Source organism: Sphingobacterium sp. UBA6317, from assembly GCF_002440385.1.
Taxonomy (GTDB): domain Bacteria; phylum Bacteroidota; class Bacteroidia; order Sphingobacteriales; family Sphingobacteriaceae; genus Sphingobacterium; species Sphingobacterium multivorum.
The window spans coordinates 47,607-71,114 of the sequence record NZ_DJTD01000068.1 but is presented as its reverse complement, the minus strand read 5'-3'; the positions used below and the strand labels follow the sequence as shown (position 1 = coordinate 71,114).

At 40.0% G+C, this 23,508-nt stretch carries 19 protein-coding genes and 1 tRNA gene; 13 read left to right on the top strand and 7 right to left on the bottom strand.

All coding sequences use genetic code 11. The annotated features are described in order from the left end of the window. Positions 1-122 precede the first annotated feature (122 nt). The gene (locus tag B3E92_RS23425; protein WP_070569659.1) at positions 123-1,049 is read left to right on the top strand and encodes a polysaccharide deacetylase family protein; all 927 of its coding nucleotides are present in this window, start codon (positions 123-125) and stop codon (positions 1,047-1,049) included. Positions 1,050-1,134: 85 nt separating this feature from the next. Here B3E92_RS23425 and B3E92_RS23420 read toward each other — a convergent pair whose 3' ends face one another. Continuing rightward, a complete protein-coding gene (locus B3E92_RS23420) occupies positions 1,135-1,716 on the bottom strand; it encodes a PhnA domain-containing protein (protein ID WP_286754397.1) in 582 nt (193 codons plus the stop codon). A 278-nt stretch (positions 1,717-1,994) separates the two neighbouring features. On the opposite strand from B3E92_RS23420, the gene ypfJ reads away from it, so the two are divergent. Further along, positions 1,995-2,864: a KPN_02809 family neutral zinc metallopeptidase gene (gene ypfJ / locus B3E92_RS23415; RefSeq protein ID WP_286754398.1), complete on the top strand. Its 870-nt coding sequence runs from the start codon at positions 1,995-1,997 to the stop codon at positions 2,862-2,864. A gap of 149 nt (positions 2,865-3,013) precedes the next feature. On the opposite strand, the gene B3E92_RS23410 is transcribed toward ypfJ, so the two are convergent. Both B3E92_RS23410 and fabG read right to left on the bottom strand, forming a co-directional pair. Continuing rightward, entirely contained in the window at positions 3,014-3,994 is a 981-nt protein-coding gene (locus B3E92_RS23410) for an acyl transferase (protein WP_201639401.1), read from the bottom strand. 274 nt (positions 3,995-4,268) lie between these two features. Next, positions 4,269-5,012, bottom strand: coding sequence for a 3-oxoacyl-[acyl-carrier-protein] reductase (fabG, locus tag B3E92_RS23405; RefSeq protein ID WP_046675808.1), 744 nt, complete (start codon positions 5,010-5,012; stop codon positions 4,269-4,271). Between the two features lie 513 nt (positions 5,013-5,525). On the opposite strand from fabG, the gene B3E92_RS23400 reads away from it, so the two are divergent. The 3 genes from B3E92_RS23400 (at position 5,526) to B3E92_RS23390 (ending at position 8,924) form a co-directional block, all read left to right on the top strand. Further along, positions 5,526-7,025, top strand: coding sequence for a malate:quinone oxidoreductase (locus B3E92_RS23400; RefSeq protein ID WP_070569666.1), 1,500 nt, complete (start codon positions 5,526-5,528; stop codon positions 7,023-7,025). Between the two features lie 215 nt (positions 7,026-7,240). Continuing rightward, positions 7,241-7,858 (top strand): nicotinamide riboside transporter PnuC, encoded by a 618-nt coding sequence (gene pnuC, locus B3E92_RS23395; RefSeq protein ID WP_070569668.1) that lies wholly within the window; start codon positions 7,241-7,243, stop codon positions 7,856-7,858. Then, complete coding sequence (locus tag B3E92_RS23390; RefSeq protein ID WP_286898458.1) at positions 7,845-8,924, top strand: acyl-CoA dehydrogenase; 1,080 nt, start codon at positions 7,845-7,847, stop codon at positions 8,922-8,924. Before pnuC ends, B3E92_RS23390 begins: the two co-directional genes overlap by 14 nt. A 45-nt stretch (positions 8,925-8,969) precedes the next feature. Here B3E92_RS23390 and B3E92_RS23385 read toward each other — a convergent pair. Both B3E92_RS23385 and xerD read right to left on the bottom strand, forming a co-directional pair. Then, a tRNA-Arg gene (locus tag B3E92_RS23385) sits at positions 8,970-9,041 on the bottom strand. A 278-nt stretch (positions 9,042-9,319) separates the two neighbouring features. Continuing rightward, positions 9,320-10,222, bottom strand: coding sequence for a site-specific tyrosine recombinase XerD (gene xerD, locus B3E92_RS23380; RefSeq protein WP_070569672.1), 903 nt, complete (start codon positions 10,220-10,222; stop codon positions 9,320-9,322). 243 nt (positions 10,223-10,465) lie between these two features. On the opposite strand from xerD, the gene B3E92_RS23375 reads away from it, so the two are divergent. After that, complete coding sequence (locus B3E92_RS23375; protein WP_286898456.1) at positions 10,466-13,321, top strand: M16 family metallopeptidase; 2,856 nt, start codon at positions 10,466-10,468, stop codon at positions 13,319-13,321. Between the two features lie 130 nt (positions 13,322-13,451). Here B3E92_RS23375 and B3E92_RS23370 read toward each other — a convergent pair whose 3' ends face one another. Then, a complete protein-coding gene (locus B3E92_RS23370; protein WP_028068906.1) occupies positions 13,452-14,312 on the bottom strand; it encodes a sigma-70 family RNA polymerase sigma factor in 861 nt (286 codons plus the stop codon). Between the two features lie 389 nt (positions 14,313-14,701). On the opposite strand from B3E92_RS23370, the gene B3E92_RS23365 reads away from it, so the two are divergent. Next, positions 14,702-14,923: a helix-turn-helix domain-containing protein gene (locus tag B3E92_RS23365; RefSeq protein WP_046675813.1), complete on the top strand. Its 222-nt coding sequence runs from the start codon at positions 14,702-14,704 to the stop codon at positions 14,921-14,923. On the opposite strand, the gene fmt is transcribed toward B3E92_RS23365, so the two are convergent. After that, positions 14,920-15,837, bottom strand: a complete 918-nt coding sequence (fmt, locus tag B3E92_RS23360; protein ID WP_112374451.1) for a methionyl-tRNA formyltransferase — start codon at positions 15,835-15,837, stop codon at positions 14,920-14,922. The two genes, B3E92_RS23365 and fmt, sit on opposite strands and share 4 nt — an antisense overlap. 151 nt (positions 15,838-15,988) lie before the next feature. Here fmt and B3E92_RS23355 point away from each other — a divergent pair, with 151 nt between their 5' ends. The 6 genes from B3E92_RS23355 to B3E92_RS23330 all read left to right on the top strand — a co-directional run bounded on the left by B3E92_RS23355 (position 15,989) and on the right by B3E92_RS23330 (position 23,395). Beyond that, a complete protein-coding gene (locus B3E92_RS23355; protein WP_070569678.1) occupies positions 15,989-17,206 on the top strand; it encodes an ABC transporter permease in 1,218 nt (405 codons plus the stop codon). A gap of 115 nt (positions 17,207-17,321) precedes the next feature. Further along, a complete protein-coding gene (locus tag B3E92_RS23350) occupies positions 17,322-19,445 on the top strand; it encodes a cation:proton antiporter (RefSeq protein ID WP_070569680.1) in 2,124 nt (707 codons plus the stop codon). Positions 19,446-19,470: 25 nt separating this feature from the next. Continuing rightward, a complete protein-coding gene (icd, locus tag B3E92_RS23345) occupies positions 19,471-20,733 on the top strand; it encodes an NADP-dependent isocitrate dehydrogenase (RefSeq protein ID WP_286898454.1) in 1,263 nt (420 codons plus the stop codon). Positions 20,734-20,788: 55 nt separating this feature from the next. Further along, the gene (locus B3E92_RS23340) at positions 20,789-21,046 is read left to right on the top strand and encodes a hypothetical protein (protein ID WP_070569685.1); all 258 of its coding nucleotides are present in this window, start codon (positions 20,789-20,791) and stop codon (positions 21,044-21,046) included. 186 nt (positions 21,047-21,232) lie between these two features. Continuing rightward, positions 21,233-22,303 carry a 3-phosphoserine/phosphohydroxythreonine transaminase gene (gene serC, locus B3E92_RS23335; RefSeq protein WP_286898453.1) on the top strand — a complete coding sequence of 357 codons (1,071 nt, stop codon included), beginning with the start codon at positions 21,233-21,235 and terminating at the stop codon, positions 22,301-22,303. Between the two features lie 144 nt (positions 22,304-22,447). Continuing rightward, positions 22,448-23,395 (top strand): D-2-hydroxyacid dehydrogenase, encoded by a 948-nt coding sequence (locus B3E92_RS23330; RefSeq protein WP_115048054.1) that lies wholly within the window; start codon positions 22,448-22,450, stop codon positions 23,393-23,395. Positions 23,396-23,508 lie beyond the last annotated feature (113 nt).

Sequence of the window (23,508 nt, the reverse complement as noted above, 5' to 3'; positions counted from 1 at the left end):
AACGTTTAGGACGCAAGTGATGAAAAATATATTAATTTTGCGCAACACGGGACTGAAATCAGCTTATTTTAGATGATTTTGAGTATTTGTGAAATAATTGTGACGGTAAGTTAATTTTTGTAATGAGAAAAGTAGTTAATTCGGGTGTTGTATGGGTAGGGTTAAGTATATCTATTTTGGGATTTTACTCCTGCAATCAAAGTGGGACAAATAAGGTGCAAAATGTGGGGGCTGTTGACTCTATGCCACCAAAAAAGGATAGTTTACTTGCCGTGCAGGATTCAATAAGTAAAGTAGATTCGCTACGGAAAGACACCATTACAAAAATGGAAGAAGATGTGGACTACAAAGGAGCTAAAGATACAACGGTATTGTTGACTGATACTGTTTCTCCACGATACATTTATCTCACTTTTGACGATGGACCCTTAAATGGAAGTCAGCACCTTGATTCCATTGCGACAGCAAAAGGCATTAAAATCAATGCTTTTCTGATTGGTAATCATGACAAGATGAGTAAGAAGTTACACGGCTTTACAGAACGTTATAAAAATAATCCATTAGTAGATTGTTACAACCACAGTTACTGGCATGCACATAATAAGTACAGTACATTCTATTCGAATGCGCAGACGGCCTTTGAAGATTTTGAACTTGCTGAGCAATCGCTGGGCTTAACACATAAGATAGTGCGGCTGCCGGGACGAAATATCTGGTATATCGGAGACCGTAAAAAGGTTGATTTGAAAAGCGGGGCTTCGACGGCCGAGCTACTACACCAGAATGGTTATAAAGTAATTGGTTGGGATTGTGAGTGGAAGATTAATGGTGTTACGGGGAAACCGGACCTATCGGTGAATCAATTGTATACCCAAATGAAGAATTTACTCCGCAAAGGTACGTCTTATACAAAGAACAATGTTGTGCTATTGACTCATGACAATATGTACCAAACGAAAAAAGGGCAGCGGCTATTATCGGACTTGATCGATAGTCTCAAACAACATCCAAACTATCGTTTCGAATTTGTGCGGAATTATCCGCAATAGTGGCAACTAGTATCTATTTAAATAATTAAGGCTTAAACGGGAGTTCCCCAGTTTAAGCCTTAATTATTTAGACGAAAAGTCTATTTTAATTTTGTTTACGGAGATATTTGGTCAGTATCACGATGGTTTGGCCTTCAATCTTTCCCTCAATTTGCTCGATATTGTCTGCTACAAGTCGAATATTCTTAACCACGGTACCTAAAGTCGCTTTTAAAGAGGAGCCTTTCACATCAAGCGTTTTTGTCAGAACAACAGTGTCGCCCTCCAATAGTCGTTGCCCGATGCTATCTTCATGAAATGAAACATAGCCGTCATTTTCATGGTCTCCAGTTTTCTTAGCTTCAGCTAGTGTCTCATCGTCTAAATAGAGAATATCCAATGCTTCAGACGCCCAACCTTCATTTTTTAGTCGGTTTAACATACGCCAACATACAATTTGTACCGATGGGTTCTCGGACCACATTGCATTTGGAAGGAATTTCCAATCGTCCGGATTTAATTGCTCCGTTTTGTTGAGCTGATTGACCAATGTTTCTGAAATCAGTAAAGTATTGTCCAAATTTGATGTTATTTCCGGTGGTAATGTATAAGCAATTAAAGTGGAATCTTCGCCTGTCAGCTCACATTTTCCGCCAGCTCTCGCTTGTAATTGTTCTTCTAATTTCATGTCAGTTTTTTTGAAAGCCCAAACTTAGCCAAATTTGTTTTGATGTACAATGACGAATATCACGACTGAGGGAATAACTCCTGTTTTTGTCCCTTTAAAGCATTGTTTTTGCTAATGACTATCTTTTCTTACCGGTAAATTTATGATATGAGCGAGCTATGATGTAAATTGTAGCATGAGTTTTTTATTCAAATAAATCTACTTCATGTAGAACATTGGTACCGAATTTGTGTTTATCCAACATTAGAAAAGATTATTAACTGTAATATAGAAATACTATGAAATGGCAAGGAGGAAAGCAAAGTGGTAATTTTGAAGACCGCAGAGGAATGTCGGGTGGTGGAAAAATTGCTTTAGGAGGAATTGGTGGAATTATTGTTTTGGTCATTGGATTTTTGATGGGTGGAGATCCGATGCAACTCTTACAGCAAGCCCAAAATATGGGGGCGCAGACAGAACAGTCGGGGCAACCACGTGAACTGAATCCTGAAGAAAAAAGGCTAACCGAATTCTCCTTGACTGTACTCCAAAGTACAGAGGATGTTTGGGCAAAGCTGTTTAAAGAGCAGATGCAGAAGAGTTATACGCCTACTACCCTTGTTTTTTATGATGGTGGTACACAAACGGATGGTTGTGGCATGGGACAGGCCTCTTACGGACCTTTTTATTGTCCTGGCGATCAAAAGATTTACCTGGATCTGAGCTTTAGTAAAGAACTGTCGGATAAATTCGGGGCGAAGGGAGAGTTCGCCATGGCGTATGTAATTGCCCATGAGGTTGGACACCATATCCAACAGTTGGTGGGTTTATTACCAAAGACCAATCAGGCCCGTGGGCAAATGAGTGAACGCGAAAATAACCGGATCTCTGTGATGACCGAACTGCAAGCTGATTTTTATGCTGGAGTATGGGCGCATTATCTCAATGAATATACCGATATAAAAATCGATTATAATGATATTATGGACGGTATGAAAGCTGCCGAAGCAGTGGGAGATGATAAATTACAGACAGAGGCACAGGGCTATGCTGTTCCTGAATCATTTACGCATGGTACGTCCGCTCAACGTATGGAATGGTTTAAAAAGGGATATGATTCGGGGGATATGCGATCGGGCAACACCTTTGAAGATCCGAGTCTGAAATAAAGATCATACTTCGAATGAAAAAACACCTGTTCACACATCATGAACAGGTGTTTTAATTTAATTGCCCTATGTGTTTCACCACCTACGCTTTCATTTATTTGGGAATATAAAGGATCATCACAAAACCCGTGCTGAATCATGTTGGATCATTATTGAACCAACAAATTACATCCCCTGATATCACTTTGGTCAAAACGTCCTAATATTTCAAAAGATCCATCTGGATATACTTTACCCAAATCCTGCGTGGCTATAAATGAACACGAGTAACGATTCGCAAGGTCGATAACGTTGATACCACCAGTTTTATTCATGGGAATTAGGCTCAATGGATCATTGGTGTCGCGAATCAAGATTTTCATCCATTTGGGAAGATGGAAAATTCCCTGACCTGAAGAATAACCTTGTGAGAGTAATTCTGTCATGCCATATTCCGAATGGATTCCATGGACGGAAAAGGCTTCTTCCAGGAGTTTATGGATTTCCTGTTTGACCATTTCCTTGCGCTTACCTTTCATTCCGCCAGTTTCCATAATAATCAGTTCAGGAAATTCAAAGGCGTATTGTTCAATGAAGTCGAGTAGGGCGTACGTTACGCCGAAAAGGATTGTTTTTGTGCCTTTATTTTTGAGCGCCACAAGTGTATCGTAAAGCTCTTGGTGGTTATAGAGAAAATAATTGCTTTCAGGCTGCTCACTTTGCTTCATGAGATCATCAATCATGTAGATTAAAGATGAACCGCTTCTTTCAAGGTATGAGGGTAGAAGGGCCAGTACGGCAATATGGCTCAGTGGCCCATAGAAGTCTTCAAAAATACGACGGAAAGTGCGTTCGTAAATACGGAGGTCAGCGACTAAATGTTTTGAGGTGACCATACCCGTTGTACCCGAACTCGAGAATACGATTTCAGCCTCCATTCCTTCAGCAATAACCTGTTGCGTCTTAAAAAATTCAATAGGCATAAAAGGAATATCCGTATAGTGCTGAATAAGGTCTTTTTCTCTGCCGAGGAGGCTGATATAGTCACGATAAACCTTACAATGCTGGCTCTGGAATTGGTAGGTATCTAAACAATGCTGATTAAAATCATCCTCGGTTTTAATTTCAAAAAAATCCTTCCAGTTCGCCATAGCATTTAAATTTGATCGACAAAATTAACGAAAATTTGTAAATATTGGAGGCGATCTATAGATTCCTTCTTATCAGAAGCCTATTGAAGATGTTTGGTATTATTAATAATACAGGTATGTGGAGACAGAAAATTCTGTAAACAGAAGGAGCAGTATAGTGTCTTTGTCCAGTATAACCGGATTAGAGGGGTAGATAGATCGGGATCGTCGTAAAACATAACTAGAGAACAGGCTTAGGTCAAGGTAAGAAAACTTGACCTAAGCCTGTTATTTTTTATAACATACCACCATCAACAGGAAGAACCTGTCCGGTTACGTATGCCGATAAGTCAGATGCTAAATAAAGACATGCATTGGCAACATCTTCTGGTTGGCCAGCACGTTTCAATGGAATTCCAGCTTCCCATCCTGCCACAACTTTAGGATCCAGTACATCTGTCATTTCGGTACGTATAAAGCCTGGAGCAACTACGTTTGCACGGATATTACGAGAACCTAATTCTTTAGCGACCGATTTTGTGAACCCAATGATACCAGCTTTTGATGCAGCATAATTTGCCTGACCAGCATTTCCTTGAACGCCAACAACGGATGACATATTGATAAATGAACCTTTACGGTTTTTCATCATAATTTTTGAAGCAGCTTTTGTAACGTTAAAGACAGATTTTAAGTTGACATTTAGTACATCATCCCAATTCTCTTCGGTCATACGCATTAACAGGCCGTCTTTTGTGATACCAGCATTATTTACAACAATATCTAATCCGCCAAAATCAGCGACGATCGCATTGATCAATTGTTCTGCTTCTTCAAATTTTGAAGCGTCAGAGCGATAACCAATCACTTTGGTGCCAAAAGCCTGAAGCTCCTGCTCCAACGCCTGTCCTTTTTCGACAGAAGAAAGATACGTAAAAGCGACGTTAGCACCATGTTGTGCAAACACTTCTGCAATTTTCCTTCCGATTCCTTTTGATGCTCCTGTTACTAAAGCAATTTTTCCTTCAAGTATTTTCATCTGTATAAGTTATTTGTTCTTCAATTAATTACACTATGGCATTTATGACCATTTTCCTCGTGCTTTCTTTCGCTCACAGCCCGTCTGATCTTGGAATTCAACACGATACATGAACTCGCTTCCATTAGGTTTATCTTGGTAATGCCACAGTGTTTGTGTTTTTCTCGATGCTATAGTATGAGCGAATAAATGATCTTATTTTTTAGCCATCGTGTACACTATTGCCTATCGACGTTCTGCAAAAATGTTAAAACTATATTATAACACAAAATCTTTCGATAAATAACGGTTTAAAATAGAAAAACATTGTGTGCTGACCCGGTGTTTATCTTGGAGTGGGGGAGTGTTTTAAGGTAACATTTTTAGAATTTTACGGTAAGCGATTGCTCACTTAGGATTATTTTAATAAATCAATGGTATTTTTGAATAAGTGGTTCTAAAAAGTACAGTTTTTTGACAAAAGACTTGGACGTTTACCAAAAACTATATTAAATTTGCATCAATCACAAAAACATGAGCAAAAAATCAAATAAAGAAGTTGACGTTGTTCTGATCGGCGCCGGTATTATGAGTGCTACTTTGGGTACTCTAATCAATGAATTAAGCCCAGACGTTAATATTGAAATTCTTGAGCGTTTGGATGTTGTGGCTGCTGAAAGTTCTGACGCATGGAATAATGCTGGCACGGGTCACTCTGCTTTATGCGAGTTAAATTATACCCCCGAACAGAAAGATGGTTCTGTCAAGATTGATAAAGCAGTGAAAATTGCCGAGCAATTTGAAGTCTCTAAGCAATTTTGGTCCTACCTCGTTGATAAAGGCATTATTGCCCAACCTGAAAATTTTATCCGTAGTATTCCACACATGAGTGCGGTTTTTGGTGAAAAAGACGCTAAATTTCTAAAGACAAGATGGGAAACACTAACGACCCAAAACTTGTTCAAAGGGATGGAATATACCGAAGATACAGCATTGTTGAAATCGTGGATTCCATTGATGATGGAAGGACGTGCGGCAGACGAAAAAATCGCTGCGACAAAAATGGATCTGGGCACTGATGTAAATTTTGGGTCGTTGACACGTGATTTGATCGCTAATCTTGAAAATAAAGAAAATATTTCGATTTCCTTAAACCACGAAGTAATTGACATCGAACGTGAAGATGACGGTCGCTGGGAAGTGGAAGTCAAAGATTTAAAGACAGGAACAAAGAGAGAAATCAAGGCAAAATTTGTATTTATTGGAGCCGGTGGGCACTCGTTGTTATTGTTGGAAAAATCTGGAATACCCGAAGCGAAAGGCTATGGCGGATTCCCGGTGGGAGGCCAATGGCTGCGTTGTGTGAATGAAGAGATCATTAATACACACCATGCGAAGGTGTATGGTAAAGCTTCTGTCGGTGCGCCGCCAATGTCTGTACCGCACTTAGATACACGTTATATTGATGGCAAGCAAGCGTTATTGTTTGGACCATATGCAGGTTTCTCAACTAAATTCTTGAAACAGGGGTCTTACTTCGATTTACCGGCTTCTATCAAATTGTCCAATATCCGTCCGATGTTATCAGCCGGACTTGACAACTTACCGTTGACGAAGTATCTTATTACTGAAGTCATGAAGTCACCAAAAGATAAACTGGAGTCTTTAAAACAATTTATGCCTACAGCTAAATTGGAGGATTGGGTTATCGAGAAAGCAGGACAACGTGTTCAGGTCATCAAGAAAGATGAAAAGAAAGGTGGAATTTTAGAATTTGGTACAGAGGTCGTTTCTAGTGCCGATGGTTCTATTGCTGCGCTATTAGGAGCTTCTCCTGGAGCTTCGACGTCAGTGGCTATTATGATCAGCCTGTTGAAGAGATGTTTCCCTGAACGTGCCAAATCAGATGAATACCGTAAAAAACTACGTGAAATGATCCCTTCACACGGGAAATCATTGAACGATGATGCGCAACTTTGTAAAGAAACGCGTACGCGTACGCACAAAGCGTTGAAATTGATTGATATAGAATAATCAATTCGACCGAAAATATACTTATGGGGTGCTTGGAATGACCATGGTCATTCTCGGCTGAGATTATACCCAATAAAAGCGATTGTACCTCCTTGTACAATCGCTTTTATATACCTGATCCAGGTAATGCTGGCGTAGGGATTTAATTTCAATAAAAAATAGCCGTTTCTCTCCCATAGGTTTATTATGAATGACACGATATAATAAACAAGGCGATGACTTCTGAAACAATTTTCGAAGCTTTTGTAAAACAGATTCAACAGGCCACCATTGCGGAATGGTTGGGGGTATCTTTTGGTGTTTTACAAGTTTGGTTTTCCCGGCAAAATAAATCGATCAATTACATTTTTGGGATTATTGGTATCTTAATTTCTGTATACGTATTATTCCATGCGAAACTATATGCCGAAATATTGCTACATCTCTATTACTTGATCATGAGCATCTATGGCTGGATCTATTGGAAATATAGTCGTGATGTAGCTACGCCCATAACACACTGTGAGCCGAAAGAATGGTGGATAGTAGGTGGCATATGTGCTGTCGGTTTTCTGTTGTTTTATTTCGGATTGGTACACTTAACAGATTCTGATGTACCGCTTTGGGATTCTGCAGTTTCCTGTACAGCTTGGGCAGGGATGTGGTTATTGGCAAAGCGGAAGATAGAAAACTGGATATTGTTGAATATCAGTAATCTGATGGCAATTCCTTTACTGATCCATAAAGGGCTGTTTCTTTATTCGGGCTTGACGTTATTTTTATTTGTTATGGCATTTAGTGGGTATTTTAATTGGAGGAGAATAATACGTGAAGAAAGATATGCAATTCAATAGCGAAGATATCGCTATACTGAAAGATAATCAGGCAAAAGGAATTCAGCAGAAAACGTTGTCAGATGGACAATTGCAGCTGATTTACCGTCGGAAGTGGTTTAAGATTTGGGTTCCCCGTGCATTAGGTGGATTGGGGTTAAGTGTACCTGAAGGACTCAGTTTATTGGCTGATCTGGCTTATTGGGATGGGGGATTAGCCTGGACAGTAACCTTATGTTCAGGAGCAAATCTGTTTGTCGGTTTTATTGATCCCCTTATAGGAAATCAAATTTTCGAAACGGATCGGGTTTGTTTCGGAGGTAGTGGACAGGCATCTGGTACTGCTACGCGTGAAGGGGACCACTATCGACTCCGTGGTTTCTGGAGGTATGCTACCGGAGCGCCACATTTAACGCACTTCACATTAAATGCCGCAATTCAGGAGGCGGGAAAACCCGTTTTGGACGAAAAAGGTGAACCGCTGATAAAATCATTTTTTGTCGATCGGGATCATGTACTGATTCACTATGACTGGGATACATTTGGATTGGAAGCTACAGCTTCGCATTCTTTTTCGCTGGAAGACGTTCTCGTTGATAGCAGGCAGTCTTTTGAGATTGATGCGGCAAAAAGTACACGTCGCGAGCTGTTGTATCAATATCCCTTTATGCCTTTTGCGGAATTGACTTTACTGGCCAACTTTACGGGAATGTATAAGCGCTTTTTGGATTTAATCGAAAAACTATTTGTGTTAAAAAGCAATCAATCCAAATGGGAGAAGACTGAAAGTAAAGAAGCGTTTAGGGTACTCGATGAATTTCAGCAAGATTATGTTAATCGGAGGGAAGCAATCATGAATTTGGCCGCTCTTTCTTGGGAAAATCTTCACGATGGAAATGATAATGCAGCGATTTATGAACAGATAGGGATACAAAGTAGAGATTTTGTGGAATCTATCTTAACAAATACGATAAGACTCTATCCACACACCGGAATTTCGGGGGCCGCCATTGACCATGAAATCAATATCATCTTCCGGAATATTTTTACGGCTTCGCAACACAAGTTATTGCAAAAGAGCTTCTAAACAACAAAGACTATCCTAGGATAGTCTTTGTTGTTAAATAGGATGTGTTCCCGGCGGGGGTCGAACCCACATCGTCAGAACCGGAATCTGAAATTCTATCCATTGAACTACGGGAACGTCTGGCAAAGATATACTATTTTCTAGATCTTACAAACAATCTTTGTGATAAAATTATATCTTTTAGCAATCAATTTTTAAGGCATCTTATCGTCAGTATTTTAGCGTTTAGCTTTTGTCAATTCTCTATTTTTTTACGTCAATGCTATAATAGTTTCCATATATGCTTAGCATCGGGCGGGCAATGTGGAATGAGAGGAGGCTAGCACGATTGCCCCTGAATAAAGCAGTATAGTTCATTTGGATGGCCGAGCTGGCAAAAGGTGATCGGACATTCATCACGACCGTGGATGATATTGCGTAATAACGGAATGAAGGTAGTCCCTATCGATGTGTGTGTATATTTCGGTCGTGGTAATGCTTTCATGACCGAGCATATCTTGTACAGCTCTTAGATCTGCCCCGCCTTCCACTAAATGTGATGCAAAACTATGCCTAAAGGTATGTGGGCTGATGGTTTTTTGTAAACCGATTTTTAAGGCAAGTTCTTTGATGATCAGGAATATCATTACCCGGGATAATGCGGCGCCTCTTCTGTTGAGGAATACAATATCTTCATTTCCGGCCTTAATCTTGATATGAGGTCTGATCGTTTCTAAGTAGATACGGAGGTGTTTAATGGCGTGTTGACCAATTGGAATGAGGCGTTCTTTGCTTCCCTTGCCCTCAACTTTGATAAATTCAACATCTAAAAAAAGGTTCGATATCTTGAGTGTGACAAGTTCGGAAACACGGAGACCGCATCCGTATAAGATTTCGATGATCGTTTTATTGCGCTCACCCTCGGGTGAAGAAAGATCGATTGCCGCGATCAATTGATCGATCTCATGTATGCTCAAAACGCTGGGCAGCTTGCGTGCCAAGCGTGGCGCCTGAAGAAGATCTGTCGGATTGTGGACGAATTCATGCTCGATCATCAAAAAGCTAAAGAAAGTCTTCAGGCCAGAGATCAGCCTGGATTGTGTGAAGGGTGAAATATTAAACTCCTGCAACCAAGCCAAAAACTCCTGTATATTTTTTCTCGTTACAGTATTTAAAACCAAATGATTGTCTTCGCAGTAGATCTGAAATTTGGATACGTCATTTAAGTAAGCATCAATTGAATTAACGCTTAAGCCTCTTTCGAACTTTAAGAATTGTTCGAATTCTTTTTTTATATCAGTCCAGTTTTCAAAATCCATTTGCAACAAAATTACAATTAACTGTTGTTCTTTTCGAAAGTTATTCTGTATTTTTAAGTGGAATTTTTACAGATTATAAGTGATACAAAGAGACGTTCCCTTATAGCGGGTCCCGATTCCTCCTTGGATAATGAAAAAAGTATTAATCTGTATTTTACGATTTATCGGGACAATTGATCTCCTGTTCCGTTTACCCTAATATAAAACAATTAGCAAAAATAACTGAAAAAAGACATTTTTTGTATGAAATTCATTAAACCACTCGCATTAGCTTTTCTATTACCGGCTACGTTCTATATAGCAGAAGCAAAAATGCCAACCACATTAACTGCGGAAGCGCGCACGATTCTATCCCAAGATAGTTTGGCGCTGAATCAAAAATTACCCTTCGACAATGAAGTCATCACAGGGAAACTGAAAAATGGATTTACATACTTTATTCGTAAAAATAGCGAGCCTAAAGGCCGTGTTACCATGTATTTGGGTATGAAGGCCGGCTCTATTCTAGAAAATGAAAAACAGCTTGGTTTGGCCCATTTTTTAGAACATATGAACTTCAATGGCCTGAAGCACTTTCCAAAGAATGAATTGGTTAACTACCTGCAGAAAGCGGGGGTTCGATTTGGATCGGACCTCAATGCCTATACCAGCTTTGACCAGACCGTTTATCAGCTGCCCATTCCTTCTGACGATCCTGAACTTTTAAAAAATGGTTTGCAGGTAATGCGCGATTGGGCTCAGGACGCTTTGTTGGATGGCGAAGAAATTGATAAAGAACGGGGTGTTATTCTCGAAGAAAAACGAGGTGGAAGAGGAGTACAGCAGCGTTTACAGGATCAATACTTTCCGATGTTGCTCAATGGTTCCCTTTACTCCAAACGTTTGCCGATCGGAACTGAACAGATACTGAAAACATTTCCCTACACAGAAATACGCAAATTCCATGAAGACTGGTATCGCCCGGATTTACAGGCCCTGATCATCGTTGGAGATATTGATCCCAAGGAGATGGAAGAAAGGGTGAAAGTATTGTTTTCCGATATGAAAATGCCCAAAAAAGCGTTGGAGCGTAAAAAATATCGGGTCGATCTGTTAAACAAGAACCAGTTCTTGGCTATTTCAGATCCGGAACTGCCCTACACTGTTGCACAGATTTTGATCAAAAGCGAAAAAGAAAAGGTTTCCACGGTAGGAGATTACAGAAACGAGCTGTTGAAGAATGTGTTCAATCAGATGATCGCGGGGCGTTTTTCTGAATTGATGCAACAACCGAACCCTCCTTTTATGCAGGCAGGTGGAAGTATCAGCGATTTTGTTGCTAACCTTAATACTTTTTCATTGTTGGTAGTGCCTAAACCAGGCGAGTTGGAATCCGGATTTAAAGCGATGTTAACCGAATTTGAGCGCATTCAAAAATACGGTTTTACACAGACGGAGTTGGATCGTGCCATCGCCGATATGAAAAAGGGTAACGAGATGTCATTTATCGAGCGTGATAAAAAGAAGTCGGATAGCTATGTAAACCGTTATCTCAATTATTTTATTGATGATGAACCGGCTTTAAGTAATGAAAACGCTTATCGTTTGACAAAACAGCTGTTACCAACCTTGAAACTGTCGGAAGTGAATGGTTTGGTGAAAAAATATTATACCGATCTGAACCGCGATGTTTTAGTTATGGGGCCAGAAAAGGATAAGGCCAACTTACCCGCTGAGTCTACCGTGATGGGCTGGGTAAAGGCAGTGGAAGAGAGTCCCGTGACAGCATATGAAGATAAAGTTTCCAATCTTCCCTTGCTTTCAAAAGAGCCCGTAAAAGGCACTGTTGTATCGTCAAAAAGTATTGACGCCGTTCAAGCGAAAGAATTGATCTTAAGCAATGGTGTGAAAGTAATATTAAAGCCTACGGACTTTAAAAATGATGAGATACAGATTATGGCGTATAGTCCGGGTGGAACATCAGGCTATAGTGATGCAGACTACTTCTCAGCCTCCAATGCGTCTTCTTTAATTGATGCAAGCGGCGTTGGACAAATGAACAACGTTGAGCTTACGAAGTATCTTTCAGGAAAAGATGTCTCCATCTCTCCGTATATCTCCGAACGTTACGAAGGTATTTCAGGTAGTACAGATAAAGAAGGCTTGAAGAATGCTTTTGAATTGATTTATGGTTATTTTACCGAGCCTCGATTGGATCAGGATATTTTCCAGAGTACCATGACCCGGGCAAAAGGATCTTTGGAAAATAGGTTGAGCAATCCAAATAATGTATTCTCGGATAAAGTGAAAGAAGTGCTTTATGGCAACAATGTCCGCCGGCAAAACCCAACGGTAGAAACGATCAATAAAATTGATCGGGAGCGTGCTTTGGCAATTTACAAAGAACGATTTGCTGATGCTTCGGATTTTGTGTTTACAATTGTGGGGTCATTTGACGAGAATCAGATCAAGCCTTATTTAGAAACCTACCTGGCTTCATTGCCGGCCCTTAAAAGAGGAGAAAGCTACAAGGATTTAAATATTCTGGAGCCGAGCAAGGGCGAGCGCGTAGTTGTTCATAAAGGCAAAGAGGAGAAGGCAAGTACGCAATTGGCCTACTATGGGGACTATACCTATAATGAAATTGAAAATGTGAATATGGAAGCCTTGGAGAGTGTGTTGACGATCAAATTGTTGGAAAGACTCCGTGAAAAAGAAGGTGGAGTTTACGGCGTGGGCGCTCGGGCGAGCTTCAGTAAGCTGCCAAAAGCACGTTATGCTTTCTCCATTGGTTTTGGTTCGGCAGTAGATAAGGCTGATGCTTTAATCACTTCGGCCTTGGATGAAGTAAAAAAGATTCAGGAAAAAGGCCCTGAAAATGGAGATATCGAAAAGTTCCTAGCAGAACAGCAGCGACAAAATGAGTTAAATCTTCGTGAAAATGGTTATTGGCTGAATTATATATCAAGTTCTTATCAGAATGATCTTGATCTTGCACGATATACACGTAGAATAGACAATATGAAGAAGGTAACTTCGAAGTCGGTGCAGGATGTTGCCGGAAAATATTTGAAAAGAGATCGACTTTTTGAATTTATTTTGATGCCGGATTCTAAATAACAGGAGTCCTGGAAAACAGAAGGGTTGCCTGCGTAGTAGGCAACCCTTTTTTATTGGCCAAAAAATTAGGAACAAAAAATCCCAACCATTTCTGATTGGGATTGCCAAAATGTCTAATAAGTATCTCTTGTTAACCCAAATAGGATTTTAAGATTTTGCTTCTTGAAGTGTGTCTCAAACGTTGAAGAGCTTTATCTTTGATCTGACGAACGCGCTCACGTGTTAAATTGAATTTTTCTCCGATTTCCTCTAACGACAATTGGTGATTGGAACCTAAGCCAAAGAAAAGCACGATAATTTCACGTTCTCTTTCTGTTAATGTTGCCAATGATCGTTTGATTTCTTCTGACAGAGATTCATCAATCAAAGAACTGTCTGTGTCTGGATCATGGTTCTCCAAAACGTCCAAAAGTGTGTTTTCTTCACCTTGAACAAAGGGAGCGTCCATAGATACGTGACGGCCAGAGTTGCTTAGCGTATCCGAAACCTTGTCTACTGTAGTTTCAAGGATATCCGCCAATTCTTCTGGAGATGGTTCCCGTTCGTATTCTTGTTCTAGTTTTGAGAAAGCCTTACTGATTTTGCTCAATGAACCAACTTGATTCAATGGCAGACGTACGATACGCGATTGTTCAGCAATTGCTTGAAGAATAGATTGGCGAATCCACCAAACGGCATAAGAAATGAATTTAAACCCCTTTGTTTCGTCAAAACGTTTAGCCGCTTTAATTAAGCCCAGGTTACCTTCATTGATTAAATCACCTAAGGTTAAACCTTGATTTTGATATTGTTTTGCTACTGATACTACGAAACGAAGGTTGGTTTTAGTCAATTTTTCCAAGGCAACTTGATCGCCTTCGCGGATACGCTGTGCTAATTCTACTTCTTCTTCTGCTGTAATTAAGTCTACTTTACCAATTTCGTGTAAGTATTTGTCCAAAGACTGTGACTCACGATTGGTGATAGATTGTGTAATTTTGAGCTGTCTCATTAATTTTTATTAATTCTCCTCTCTAAGAAATGTTTGCGAAAATACGAAAAATTTTTGAATTATTAATGGAAAATTGATTATCTAGCCACTCATATTTAATGAGTTAGGCTTTTTTGAGTTTCAATTTTTAATCATCAAAAACTATTCCATTTTAATATTTTTTTTCCTCTTATCTGTTGCTGTAATATTCAACTGTTTGATATTTAAAGAGCTAAAAGGTTTAATTTTTTTTATTGTTCTAAACAATTTAACTCGTCGGCAGCTGATTTATTATGCACCATGCATTCCTCAAATTTATTTTAAAATGATAATTTTATGATAAAACAAAAAGATGGATCTTTTGTTTTATTAGTGACATTAAATAAATTTAAAAGAATAAAAATTATATTATGCCAATCTTAATTCACTTGGATAAAATAATGAAAGAGAAAAAGATGTCGCTTAACCAATTGAGTGACAACGTCGGAATTACCCTTTCCAATCTTTCAATCATCAAGAATCAAAAGGCGAAGGCATTGCGATTAGATACTCTTGAAGCGATATGCAAAGCGCTAGACTGCCAGCCTGGTGATCTGCTGCAATATTATGATGGTGGTGATGAAAAAGGTTAAAATCGATAGCCTTTTAAAAAATCGACTACATTCATTCTTTTTTTGCCTTCGAGTTGAAGGTCAGAAATGACAATATAGCCGTCTTGTGTCGCAATTTTTAAGAAACTTTTCTTGTCAGTTTCTACGGTTCCCGGTATTGTAGCTGTATGGGCAAGCTCTTTTTCTGCGCGATAGATTTTTAGTACCTTATCATTTAAGAGGGTAAATGCCGCTGGATAAGGGCTTAAACCGCGAATGAAGTTATAAACCTGCGCAGTGGGCTGATCCCAGTTTATTTTACAGTCTTCTTTGAAAATTTTTGGTGCATGTTTGAGCGGCTCCGTGGTGAGAAGGACGTCTTGAGGTTTAGGCTGCAAGGTTCCGGCCTTCAATTGCTGGATGGTTTGAAGGAGCGTTTCTGCTCCAGCCACCATGAGGTTATCGTGAAGATCACCGGCGTTATCTGTTTCTTTGATGGCAACTTTCTTCGACAATAAGATGTTTCCCGTATCGATTTCGTGCTGTAGTAAAAATGTCGTTACGCCCGATTCTTTCTCTCCATTGATGATGGCATGATTTATCGGTGCTGCACCCCGGTATTGTGGAAGGAGTGAGGCATGGACGTTGATCGTTCCAAATTTAGGCATATTCCAGACGATCTCAGGTAGCATACGAAATGCCACCACAACCTGTAGGTCCGCCTGAAAACTTTTGAGGTCATTCAGAAATGCTTCATCGCGAAGTTTCACGGGTTGAAGAACTGGGATGTTATGTTGTTTAGCAAATATTTTCACCGCAGATTCATGTATTTTTTGTCCGCGTCCTGCAGGTTTATCCGGTACAGTAACCACAGCGACAACTTGTTCGCCAGACTGAATCAGTGCTTCAAGTGAAGCTACAGCAAAATCGGGAGTACCCATGAAAATAATACGCATAATACTTGAAAATTTTTATAAAACTCTTTAAACCAGTGCAGGGGCCTCCTCGTTGAATAGCCTACTGAAAAACACCTAATAATTTGTCATTTCAGTTTTGTAAATAACAAATTTTTATAACTTTGCGAAGTTACATAAATATATTGAAAGCTTGAATTTTCCTTATTTTTTAGCAAATCGGATCGCATTTTCTGGAAAAAGAACGTTCTCAAAATTGATCGTTCGGGTGACTATTGGTGCCATTGCTCTTGCTATTGCAGCGATTATTATATCTATTGCGGTATTGCGCGGATTTAAGGGAGAGATTATCAGTAAGCAACGGAGTTTTTTTGCCGATGTATTGGTTTTACGTTACGACCTGAATAAGTCTTACGAAAATTCGCCCATAACACTTGCACCGGAGGTCCGCAAGTCCATATTGGCAATTCCTCAAGTCAATTCCATCAGTTCCTTTGCAACCAAGGCCGGAATCATCAATGTCAACAATGAAGTGGAAGGCGTGGTTCTCAAGGGTATCGATTCATTGTATAATCAGCAGCCGTTTCAAGGTATGCTGGTGGAAGGGAATATGATAGACTTTAAATCGGATAATGCCGATAATCAGATTTTAGTCTCTAAGTATCTCGCAGATCGATTGCTCTTAAAAGTCGGTGACGATTTTATTATGTATTTCGTGCAGGATCCTATACGCAAACGTAAATTTGTCATTAAGGGCATTTTTAATACAGGCTCTGAAGAATTAGATAAGGTCTATGTGATCGGGTCTCTCAATGTCATCCGCAAACTGAGCAACCTCGATGATCATGAGGTAGGGGGCTATGAGATTCGGATCAAAGATTTTAGTCAGCTCGAACGGACAACAAACAAGGTTGAAGACCTGTTGCCTATCGATATGCAGGCAATCAATATCAAGGATCAGGTTCCCGATATTTTTCAATGGCTGGAACTGCTGGATATGAACACCAAAATCATTTTTATACTGATGACGGTGGTAGCTATTATCAATATGATTTCCGCCTTGCTGATCACCATTCTTGAGCGGACTTCAATGATCGGTATTTTAAAGGCTTTGGGGTATCACAATGCCGGAATTCGCCGTGTTTTCATGTACAGTGCCTTGTACCTGATCGGCCTCGGATTGTTAATCGGTAATCTTATTGGCCTCGGTTTTTACTTTTTTCAGGATTTTACCCATTTCTTTAAATTGGATGAGAAGACCTACTATATCTCCTATGTGGCCGTTCAACTTCAATGGTCTGATGTGATTCTTGTCAATTTGGCTGTTGTGTTTATCGGAATGATCTCTTTATTTATTCCGTCAATGCTAATTACCAAAATTAGTCCGATTAAAGCCATTTCTTTTAAGTAACACTCTTTTTAGGCTTCGCTTTCTTTAAAAAATCGTATTTTTAGTGCTGTTAACTATTTTTCGAGCTGTATAGAAAAATAAGTATTTATATTTTACGGCTAGTATACAAGCACATATGAATAAAACTTTTGAGCATATTTCCCACGCCTTCGAAGCACCTTTACAAAATCCTGTACTTATATTTTCACTGGTACTTTTTATTATCCTGTTATCACCGATTGTACTGCGACCGATTAAGGTTCCGGGGATTATAGGATTAATTATATCCGGCGTTATTATTGGACCGCATGGACTAAATTGGCTGGAAAAAAACTCGGCCATAACGCTTTTTTCAACAATAGGCCTGCTCTATATCATGTTTATTGCCGGGCTCGAGTTGGACATGAATGAATTTAAAAAGACAAAAAATAAGAGCTTGCTCTTTGGCTTCTTGACATTCATCGTGCCGATCAGTATTGGCTATCCCGTTTGTCACTTTTTATTGGGTTACGGTGTTTTGCCGAGTTTGTTGATATCAAGCATGTTTGCTACCCATACGCTGGTTTCTTATCCCATCGTCAATAGCTATGGTATTTCAAAAATGGAGGCTGTTGCGATTACGATCGGTGGAACAATCCTGACCGATACGGCCGTGCTGATTATTCTTGCTGTAATTACTGGCGTTTCTCAGGGAAATATAGGTAATGAATTTTGGATTACCCTGACGATTTCCTTTGCTATCTTTCTGTTTATCATGTTTGGTGTTATTCCGAGGATCGCGAAATGGTTTTTTGAGCGCTTGGGGAGTGAGAAGACGTCCAATTATATCTTCGTTCTCTCGGTTGTGTTTTTTGCGGCATTTTTGGCAGAAATTGCCGGCCTTGAGCCGATTATTGGGGCTTTCGTTGCCGGTCTGGCCCTCAATAAACTGATTCCACATTCTTCGGCTTTGATGAATCGGATCGAGTTTATCGGTAATGCGATTTTTATTCCTTTCTTCTTGATATCTGTGGGCATGATTGTCGATGTCAGCGTGATCTTGAAAGGGCCGCAGGCCCTTATTATTGCCGGAACACTGACCGTTGTGGCTATCGTCGGAAAATATGTGGCCGCCTGGCTGACACAGATTGTTTTTAAATACAGCCGTGGTCAACGTAACCTAATATTTGGTTTAAGTAGTGCACATGCTGCGGCAACACTGGCCGTTATTATGGTTGGACATAAGAACGGCATTATCGATGAGAATGTGCTCAATGGTACGATTCTGCTGATTTTGGTGACCTGCATTGTCGCCACGGTGGTGACGGGAAATGCCTCACGTAAAGTGGTTATGGATGGCGAACAGGACGAAGAACATACCGATGTGGTAAAGGAAAAAGATGAAAACATCTTGATTTCTATCGCTAATATGGATAATATGGAGCCGATTCTGGATTTTTCAACCTATATTAAAAGCAAGAAATGTTCCTATCCTGTCAATATTGTGTCCGTTGTGAAAGATAATGAACAGGCACAATTAAACATGTCCAAAGCACGGAAGAACCTGGACAATATGGTCAGGTATGCTTCGGGTAGTGAAACAAATGTGAATATAAGTGCTACAATAGATTTAAACATTGCCAGCGGGGTTGCACGTTCGGCAAAAGAGGTTTCTGCCAATTGTATTGTTTTGGGCTGGCCAAGTGCGGCCAATTTTATGGATAAGTTTGTCGGGGAGAAAACGGAAAGTATTTTAAATAGAACCTCGGCTAATGTGATGTTATGTCATTTTAAAAAACCTTTTATTTCGAATAAGTCGATTGTCGTTTTTGCACCACCGATGTGCGAGGCGGAATTTGGTTTCGAATACTGGCTGGAGAAGGTAGTTAAGTTTGCCCAGGAATTATCCCTGTCTATCACTTTTGTGGTTGATACACGTTCTGCCGCTGCCATTGAAGAACATCTCGTCGAATTGAAAAATTCTGTTCCTGTCACATTCAAACATTACGACAACTGGGACAATTTACAGGGCCTTAAAGCATTTAAGGAGGAGGATGCGATGTTTATTTTTGTGTCGGCTAGAAATGGAGAAGTTTCCTATCGGGATTCGCTGGATGGAGTAGCAAAGAAATTAGATCGTATTTATGCAAACGAAAATCTTGTTTTAGTGTTTCCTAGTAGAGTGGAAAATGCGCACATCGACGAATATGAAGATGTTGAAGCTGCACCAATCTTTAGAAAAATTAGCAAAGAAATCGGAAATATGTTTAATAAGGGATAGTTATTGTCCGTTAAAATTGAAGGTTATGTCAAATAAGATTACAATGTCAAGTGAAGGAACTTTACAGGTTCCAGATTTTCCAACAATTCCTTTTATTATCGGCGACGGCATTGGTCCTGACCTCTGGCATGCGGCAGTGCGTGTTTTTGATCAGGCGGTGGAGAAAACGTACGGCGGACAACGGAAAATAACATGGAAGGAGGTGTTGGCAGGTGAGAAAGCTTTCAACGAAACAGGCGAATGGCTACCAAAAGATACGTTGAATGTATTAAAAGAGTACCTGGTTGGAATCAAAGGGCCGCTCACCACGCCAGTAGGCGGGGGAATCCGTTCGTTGAATGTTGCGTTGCGTAAGGATTTGGATCTCTATGTATGTCAACGCCCGACAAAATGGTTTGAGGGTGTACCTTCGCCAGTCAAACATCCCGAGTATGTGGATATGGTGATTTTTCGCGAAAATACCGAAGATATTTATGCTGGAATAGAGTTTCAGGCAGGAACAGCTGAAGCCAACAGATTCCAGGATTTCTTGCATGATGAGCTTGATATTGATTACAATTTTTCGGCCACGACAGGCGTCGGTGTCAAACTGGTTTCTGAAGAGGGATCCAAAAGATTAGTCCGTGCAGCGATAGAACATGCTATTGATCACAACTTGCCTTCCGTGACGATTGTTCACAAAGGAAATATCATGAAATTTACGGAGGGGGCTTTTAAGATTTGGGGTTATGAGGTTGCTGAAACGGAATTTGCCGACAAAACCTATACGTGGGGACAGTGGGAGCGAACGAAAGAAGAAAAGGGTGTGGAGGTTGCCAATCAAGAACAAAAAGTGGCCTTAGATTCCGGTAAAATTTTGATTAAAGACATGATTGCCGACAACTTTTTACAGCAGATCCTGCTGAATCCACGGGATTTTTCTGTTGTAGCAACGTTGAATCTGAACGGTGATTATATTTCTGATGCGCTGGCAGCAATGGTTGGCGGTATAGGGATCGCACCGGGCGCTAATATCAATTTTAAAACCGGGCATGCTGTCTTTGAAGCCACCCATGGTACTGCACCTCGCTTTGCAAATACCAATACCATGAATCCTTCGTCGGTTATTTTAAGCGGTGTTATGCTATTCGAATACCTCGGCTGGACCGAAGCGGCGGCGGCAATTGTTAAGGCCTTAGGAGAAACGATATTGGCTAAAACGGTGACGGTGGATTTTTACAATTTGATGGATGATGCGACCTTGGTCAAAACAAGCGAATTTGCAGATCGAATTATTGAAAAAATATAAGAATTTTATTTTCTGAGATATTAAGCAGAAATTTGAATAAAATTTCTGCTTTTTTATGGATTACAATCAGCTGCCACTTTTTATAAAGGAATCGACCGTTTTTACGGAGAACGAAAAAATGAAGTTGGCTCAGGTCGACCGTTTACCCACGCCACAGGAGGTAGATGATATAACGAGTCTCCCTGAAATTTACGAATTGCTAAATGCCTTTATTGGTGATCAATCTTCTCGTAATACCCATCTTCAGCTCAAGGCTAAGGAGTATTTGCAAGATAATCAGGTAGATATGGCATGGAAAGTGTTGCTTATTTGATGTTTTTTGTATTGAATTAGCTGTTTGTTGTGCGATCTTTTTATTGAAATCATTTAGAATTTTATAAATTTTCAATAAAAAAACAGATTAGTTGAAAAATATATAATTTTATTTTACCTTTGGTTTTTAAACAACGGATTGCTTAGCTAGGGTTAAAAAATAGCAATCAAACAAACTATAACATCAATGAAACATAATTTTGGAGCAGGTCCATGTATTCTGCCAAAGGAAGTATTTCAACAAGCCTCAGAAGCTGTAATTGATTTTAACAACACCGGTTTATCAATTTTAGAGATCTCTCACCGTTCCAAAGAGTTTGAAGCAGTGATAGATGAAGCCACACAATTAGTACGCGAGTTATTGGCAGTACCTCAGGGATATTCGATTCTTTTCCTTCAAGGAGGGGCAAGTTTGCAATTTGCAATGGTGCCGTTGAATCTTTTAACTGAAGGCGGTAAGGCTGCTTATTTGGATACGGGTGTATGGGCTACAAAAGCATTAAAAGAAGCTAAAAAATTCGGTACGGTAGATGTTGTAGCTTCGTCGATTGATAAAAATTATTCCTATATCCCTAAGGGATATGCCATCCCAACAGATGCGGCATATTTTCATTATACAGCCAACAATACCATTTACGGTACGGAGGTTTTTGATAAACCCGAAACCGCATTGCCAGTGGTGGTTGACATGTCTTCTGATATTTTTTCACGTGAGATCAACGTTGCTGACTATGATTTGATTTATGCTGGTGCTCAAAAAAATATGGGACCTGCAGGTGTTACACTCGTGATTGTTAAAGATGATATCTTAGGTAAATCAGGACGTATTCTTCCATCGATGTTGGATTATCAATTGCATATTAACGGTGGTTCAATGTACAATACACCACCGGTATATTCGATTTTTGTTTCGATGTTAAACCTTCGTTGGTTAAAAGCAAAAGGCGGTGTTTCGGTATTGGAACAAGAGAATATCATCAAAGCACGTGCTTTATACGATGAAATCGATCGCAACCCATTATTCAAAGGTACTGCTGCTGTAGAAGACCGTTCACGCATGAATGTTACTTTTGTGATGGATACACCAGAGTTGGAAGCTGAATTTTTGGCTTTGGCGAAAGAACGTAATTTGATTGGCATCAAAGGTCACCGTTCTGTCGGTGGATTTAGAGCTTCAATCTACAATGCTTTACCATTGAGCAGCGTAAATGCGTTGATTGATGCCATGAAAGAATTTGAGGACACGCATACAGCCTAAGGCTGCATGCATGTTGCTGAAATTTAACAGTTGACGAATAAATAATTAGTTAGATTACGAATTATAAAGGTCGTATCGTATTCACGGGATTGGATCTTCCAATGAGTTGAATGGTACTGCTACCTTTAAAAACGAATTATAAAGATGAAAATATTAGCGAATGACGGTATCGATCCACTAGGAAAAAAAATGCTGGAAGATGCCGGTCATAGTGTAGATACAACACATATTCCACAAGAAGAGCTTCCAGAAAAGCTTCTTGCTTATGACGCAATCACGGTACGTAGCGCAACTAAAGTGCGTCAGGCCCTGATTGATGGCTGCCCTAATTTGAAAGTTATCGGCCGTGGTGGAGTAGGCATGGATAATATTGACGTAGAATATGCCCGTTCAAAAGGCATCGCTGTTGTCAATACCCCGGCGGCATCTTCGCTATCCGTTGCTGAGCTGGTGTTTGCTCACCTATTGAATGGTGTCCGCTTCTTATACGATGCCAACAGAAAAATGCCAGTTGAGGGCAACACAAAATTTGGCGCCCTTAAAAAAGCTTATGGTGCCGGTACGGAGCTTCGTGGTAAGACGATCGGTATCGTTGGATTTGGCCGTATCGGTCGTGAAGTTGCCAAAATCGCCATTGGTCTAGGGATGGATGTGGTTTATACGGATTTGTTCGAAGGACCAAAAGCGTTGACCATAACACTTTCAGGTGGTATCCAGGTTGACGTGCCTATTCAACAAGTGGAGATGGACGAGCTATTGAAAGTTTCAGATTTTATCTCTTTACACGTTCCATTTTTGGATAAACCAGCGATTGGAGCTGCAGAGTTCCCATTATTGAAAGATGGTGTAGGCTTAGTCAATGCTTCTAGAGGTGGCGTTATTGATGAGTTGGAATTGGTGAAAGCATTGGATTCGGGCAAGGTAGCATTTGCTGGTTTAGATGTATTCGACAACGAACCTACTCCACGTGAGGAGATTTTGAAACATCCGAAAATTTCATTGACGCCACATATTGGAGCGGCAACTAATGAAGCTCAAGAAAGAATCGGCGAAGAATTGGCCGGTCTACTGATCGAAAACTTGAAGAAGTAATTCTTCCGCATAACATATCAGATATGCGGCACAAAACTTTCATGATTTTGTGCCGCATTTTTTTTAATATAAATTCATGAATTGCCTATATTGGCACACAGAAATTTAATAAT

Coding starts and splice junctions, on each gene's coding strand:
- B3E92_RS23425 (WP_070569659.1), top strand. CDS start 123: ATGAGAAAAGTAGTTAATTCGGGTGTTGTATGGGTAGGGTTAAGTATA.
- B3E92_RS23420 (WP_286754397.1), bottom strand. CDS start 1,716: ATGAAATTAGAAGAACAATTACAAGCGAGAGCTGGCGGAAAATGTGAG.
- ypfJ (WP_286754398.1), top strand. CDS start 1,995: ATGAAATGGCAAGGAGGAAAGCAAAGTGGTAATTTTGAAGACCGCAGA.
- B3E92_RS23410 (WP_201639401.1), bottom strand. CDS start 3,994: ATGGCGAACTGGAAGGATTTTTTTGAAATTAAAACCGAGGATGATTTT.
- fabG (WP_046675808.1), bottom strand. CDS start 5,012: ATGAAAATACTTGAAGGAAAAATTGCTTTAGTAACAGGAGCATCAAAA.
- B3E92_RS23400 (WP_070569666.1), top strand. CDS start 5,526: ATGAGCAAAAAATCAAATAAAGAAGTTGACGTTGTTCTGATCGGCGCC.
- pnuC (WP_070569668.1), top strand. CDS start 7,241: ATGACTTCTGAAACAATTTTCGAAGCTTTTGTAAAACAGATTCAACAG.
- B3E92_RS23390 (WP_286898458.1), top strand. CDS start 7,845: ATGCAATTCAATAGCGAAGATATCGCTATACTGAAAGATAATCAGGCA.
- xerD (WP_070569672.1), bottom strand. CDS start 10,222: ATGGATTTTGAAAACTGGACTGATATAAAAAAAGAATTCGAACAATTC.
- B3E92_RS23375 (WP_286898456.1), top strand. CDS start 10,466: ATGAAATTCATTAAACCACTCGCATTAGCTTTTCTATTACCGGCTACG.
- B3E92_RS23370 (WP_028068906.1), bottom strand. CDS start 14,312: ATGAGACAGCTCAAAATTACACAATCTATCACCAATCGTGAGTCACAG.
- B3E92_RS23365 (WP_046675813.1), top strand. CDS start 14,702: ATGCCAATCTTAATTCACTTGGATAAAATAATGAAAGAGAAAAAGATG.
- fmt (WP_112374451.1), bottom strand. CDS start 15,837: ATGCGTATTATTTTCATGGGTACTCCCGATTTTGCTGTAGCTTCACTT.
- B3E92_RS23350 (WP_070569680.1), top strand. CDS start 17,322: ATGAATAAAACTTTTGAGCATATTTCCCACGCCTTCGAAGCACCTTTA.
- icd (WP_286898454.1), top strand. CDS start 19,471: ATGTCAAATAAGATTACAATGTCAAGTGAAGGAACTTTACAGGTTCCA.
- B3E92_RS23340 (WP_070569685.1), top strand. CDS start 20,789: ATGGATTACAATCAGCTGCCACTTTTTATAAAGGAATCGACCGTTTTT.
- serC (WP_286898453.1), top strand. CDS start 21,233: ATGAAACATAATTTTGGAGCAGGTCCATGTATTCTGCCAAAGGAAGTA.
- B3E92_RS23330 (WP_115048054.1), top strand. CDS start 22,448: ATGAAAATATTAGCGAATGACGGTATCGATCCACTAGGAAAAAAAATG.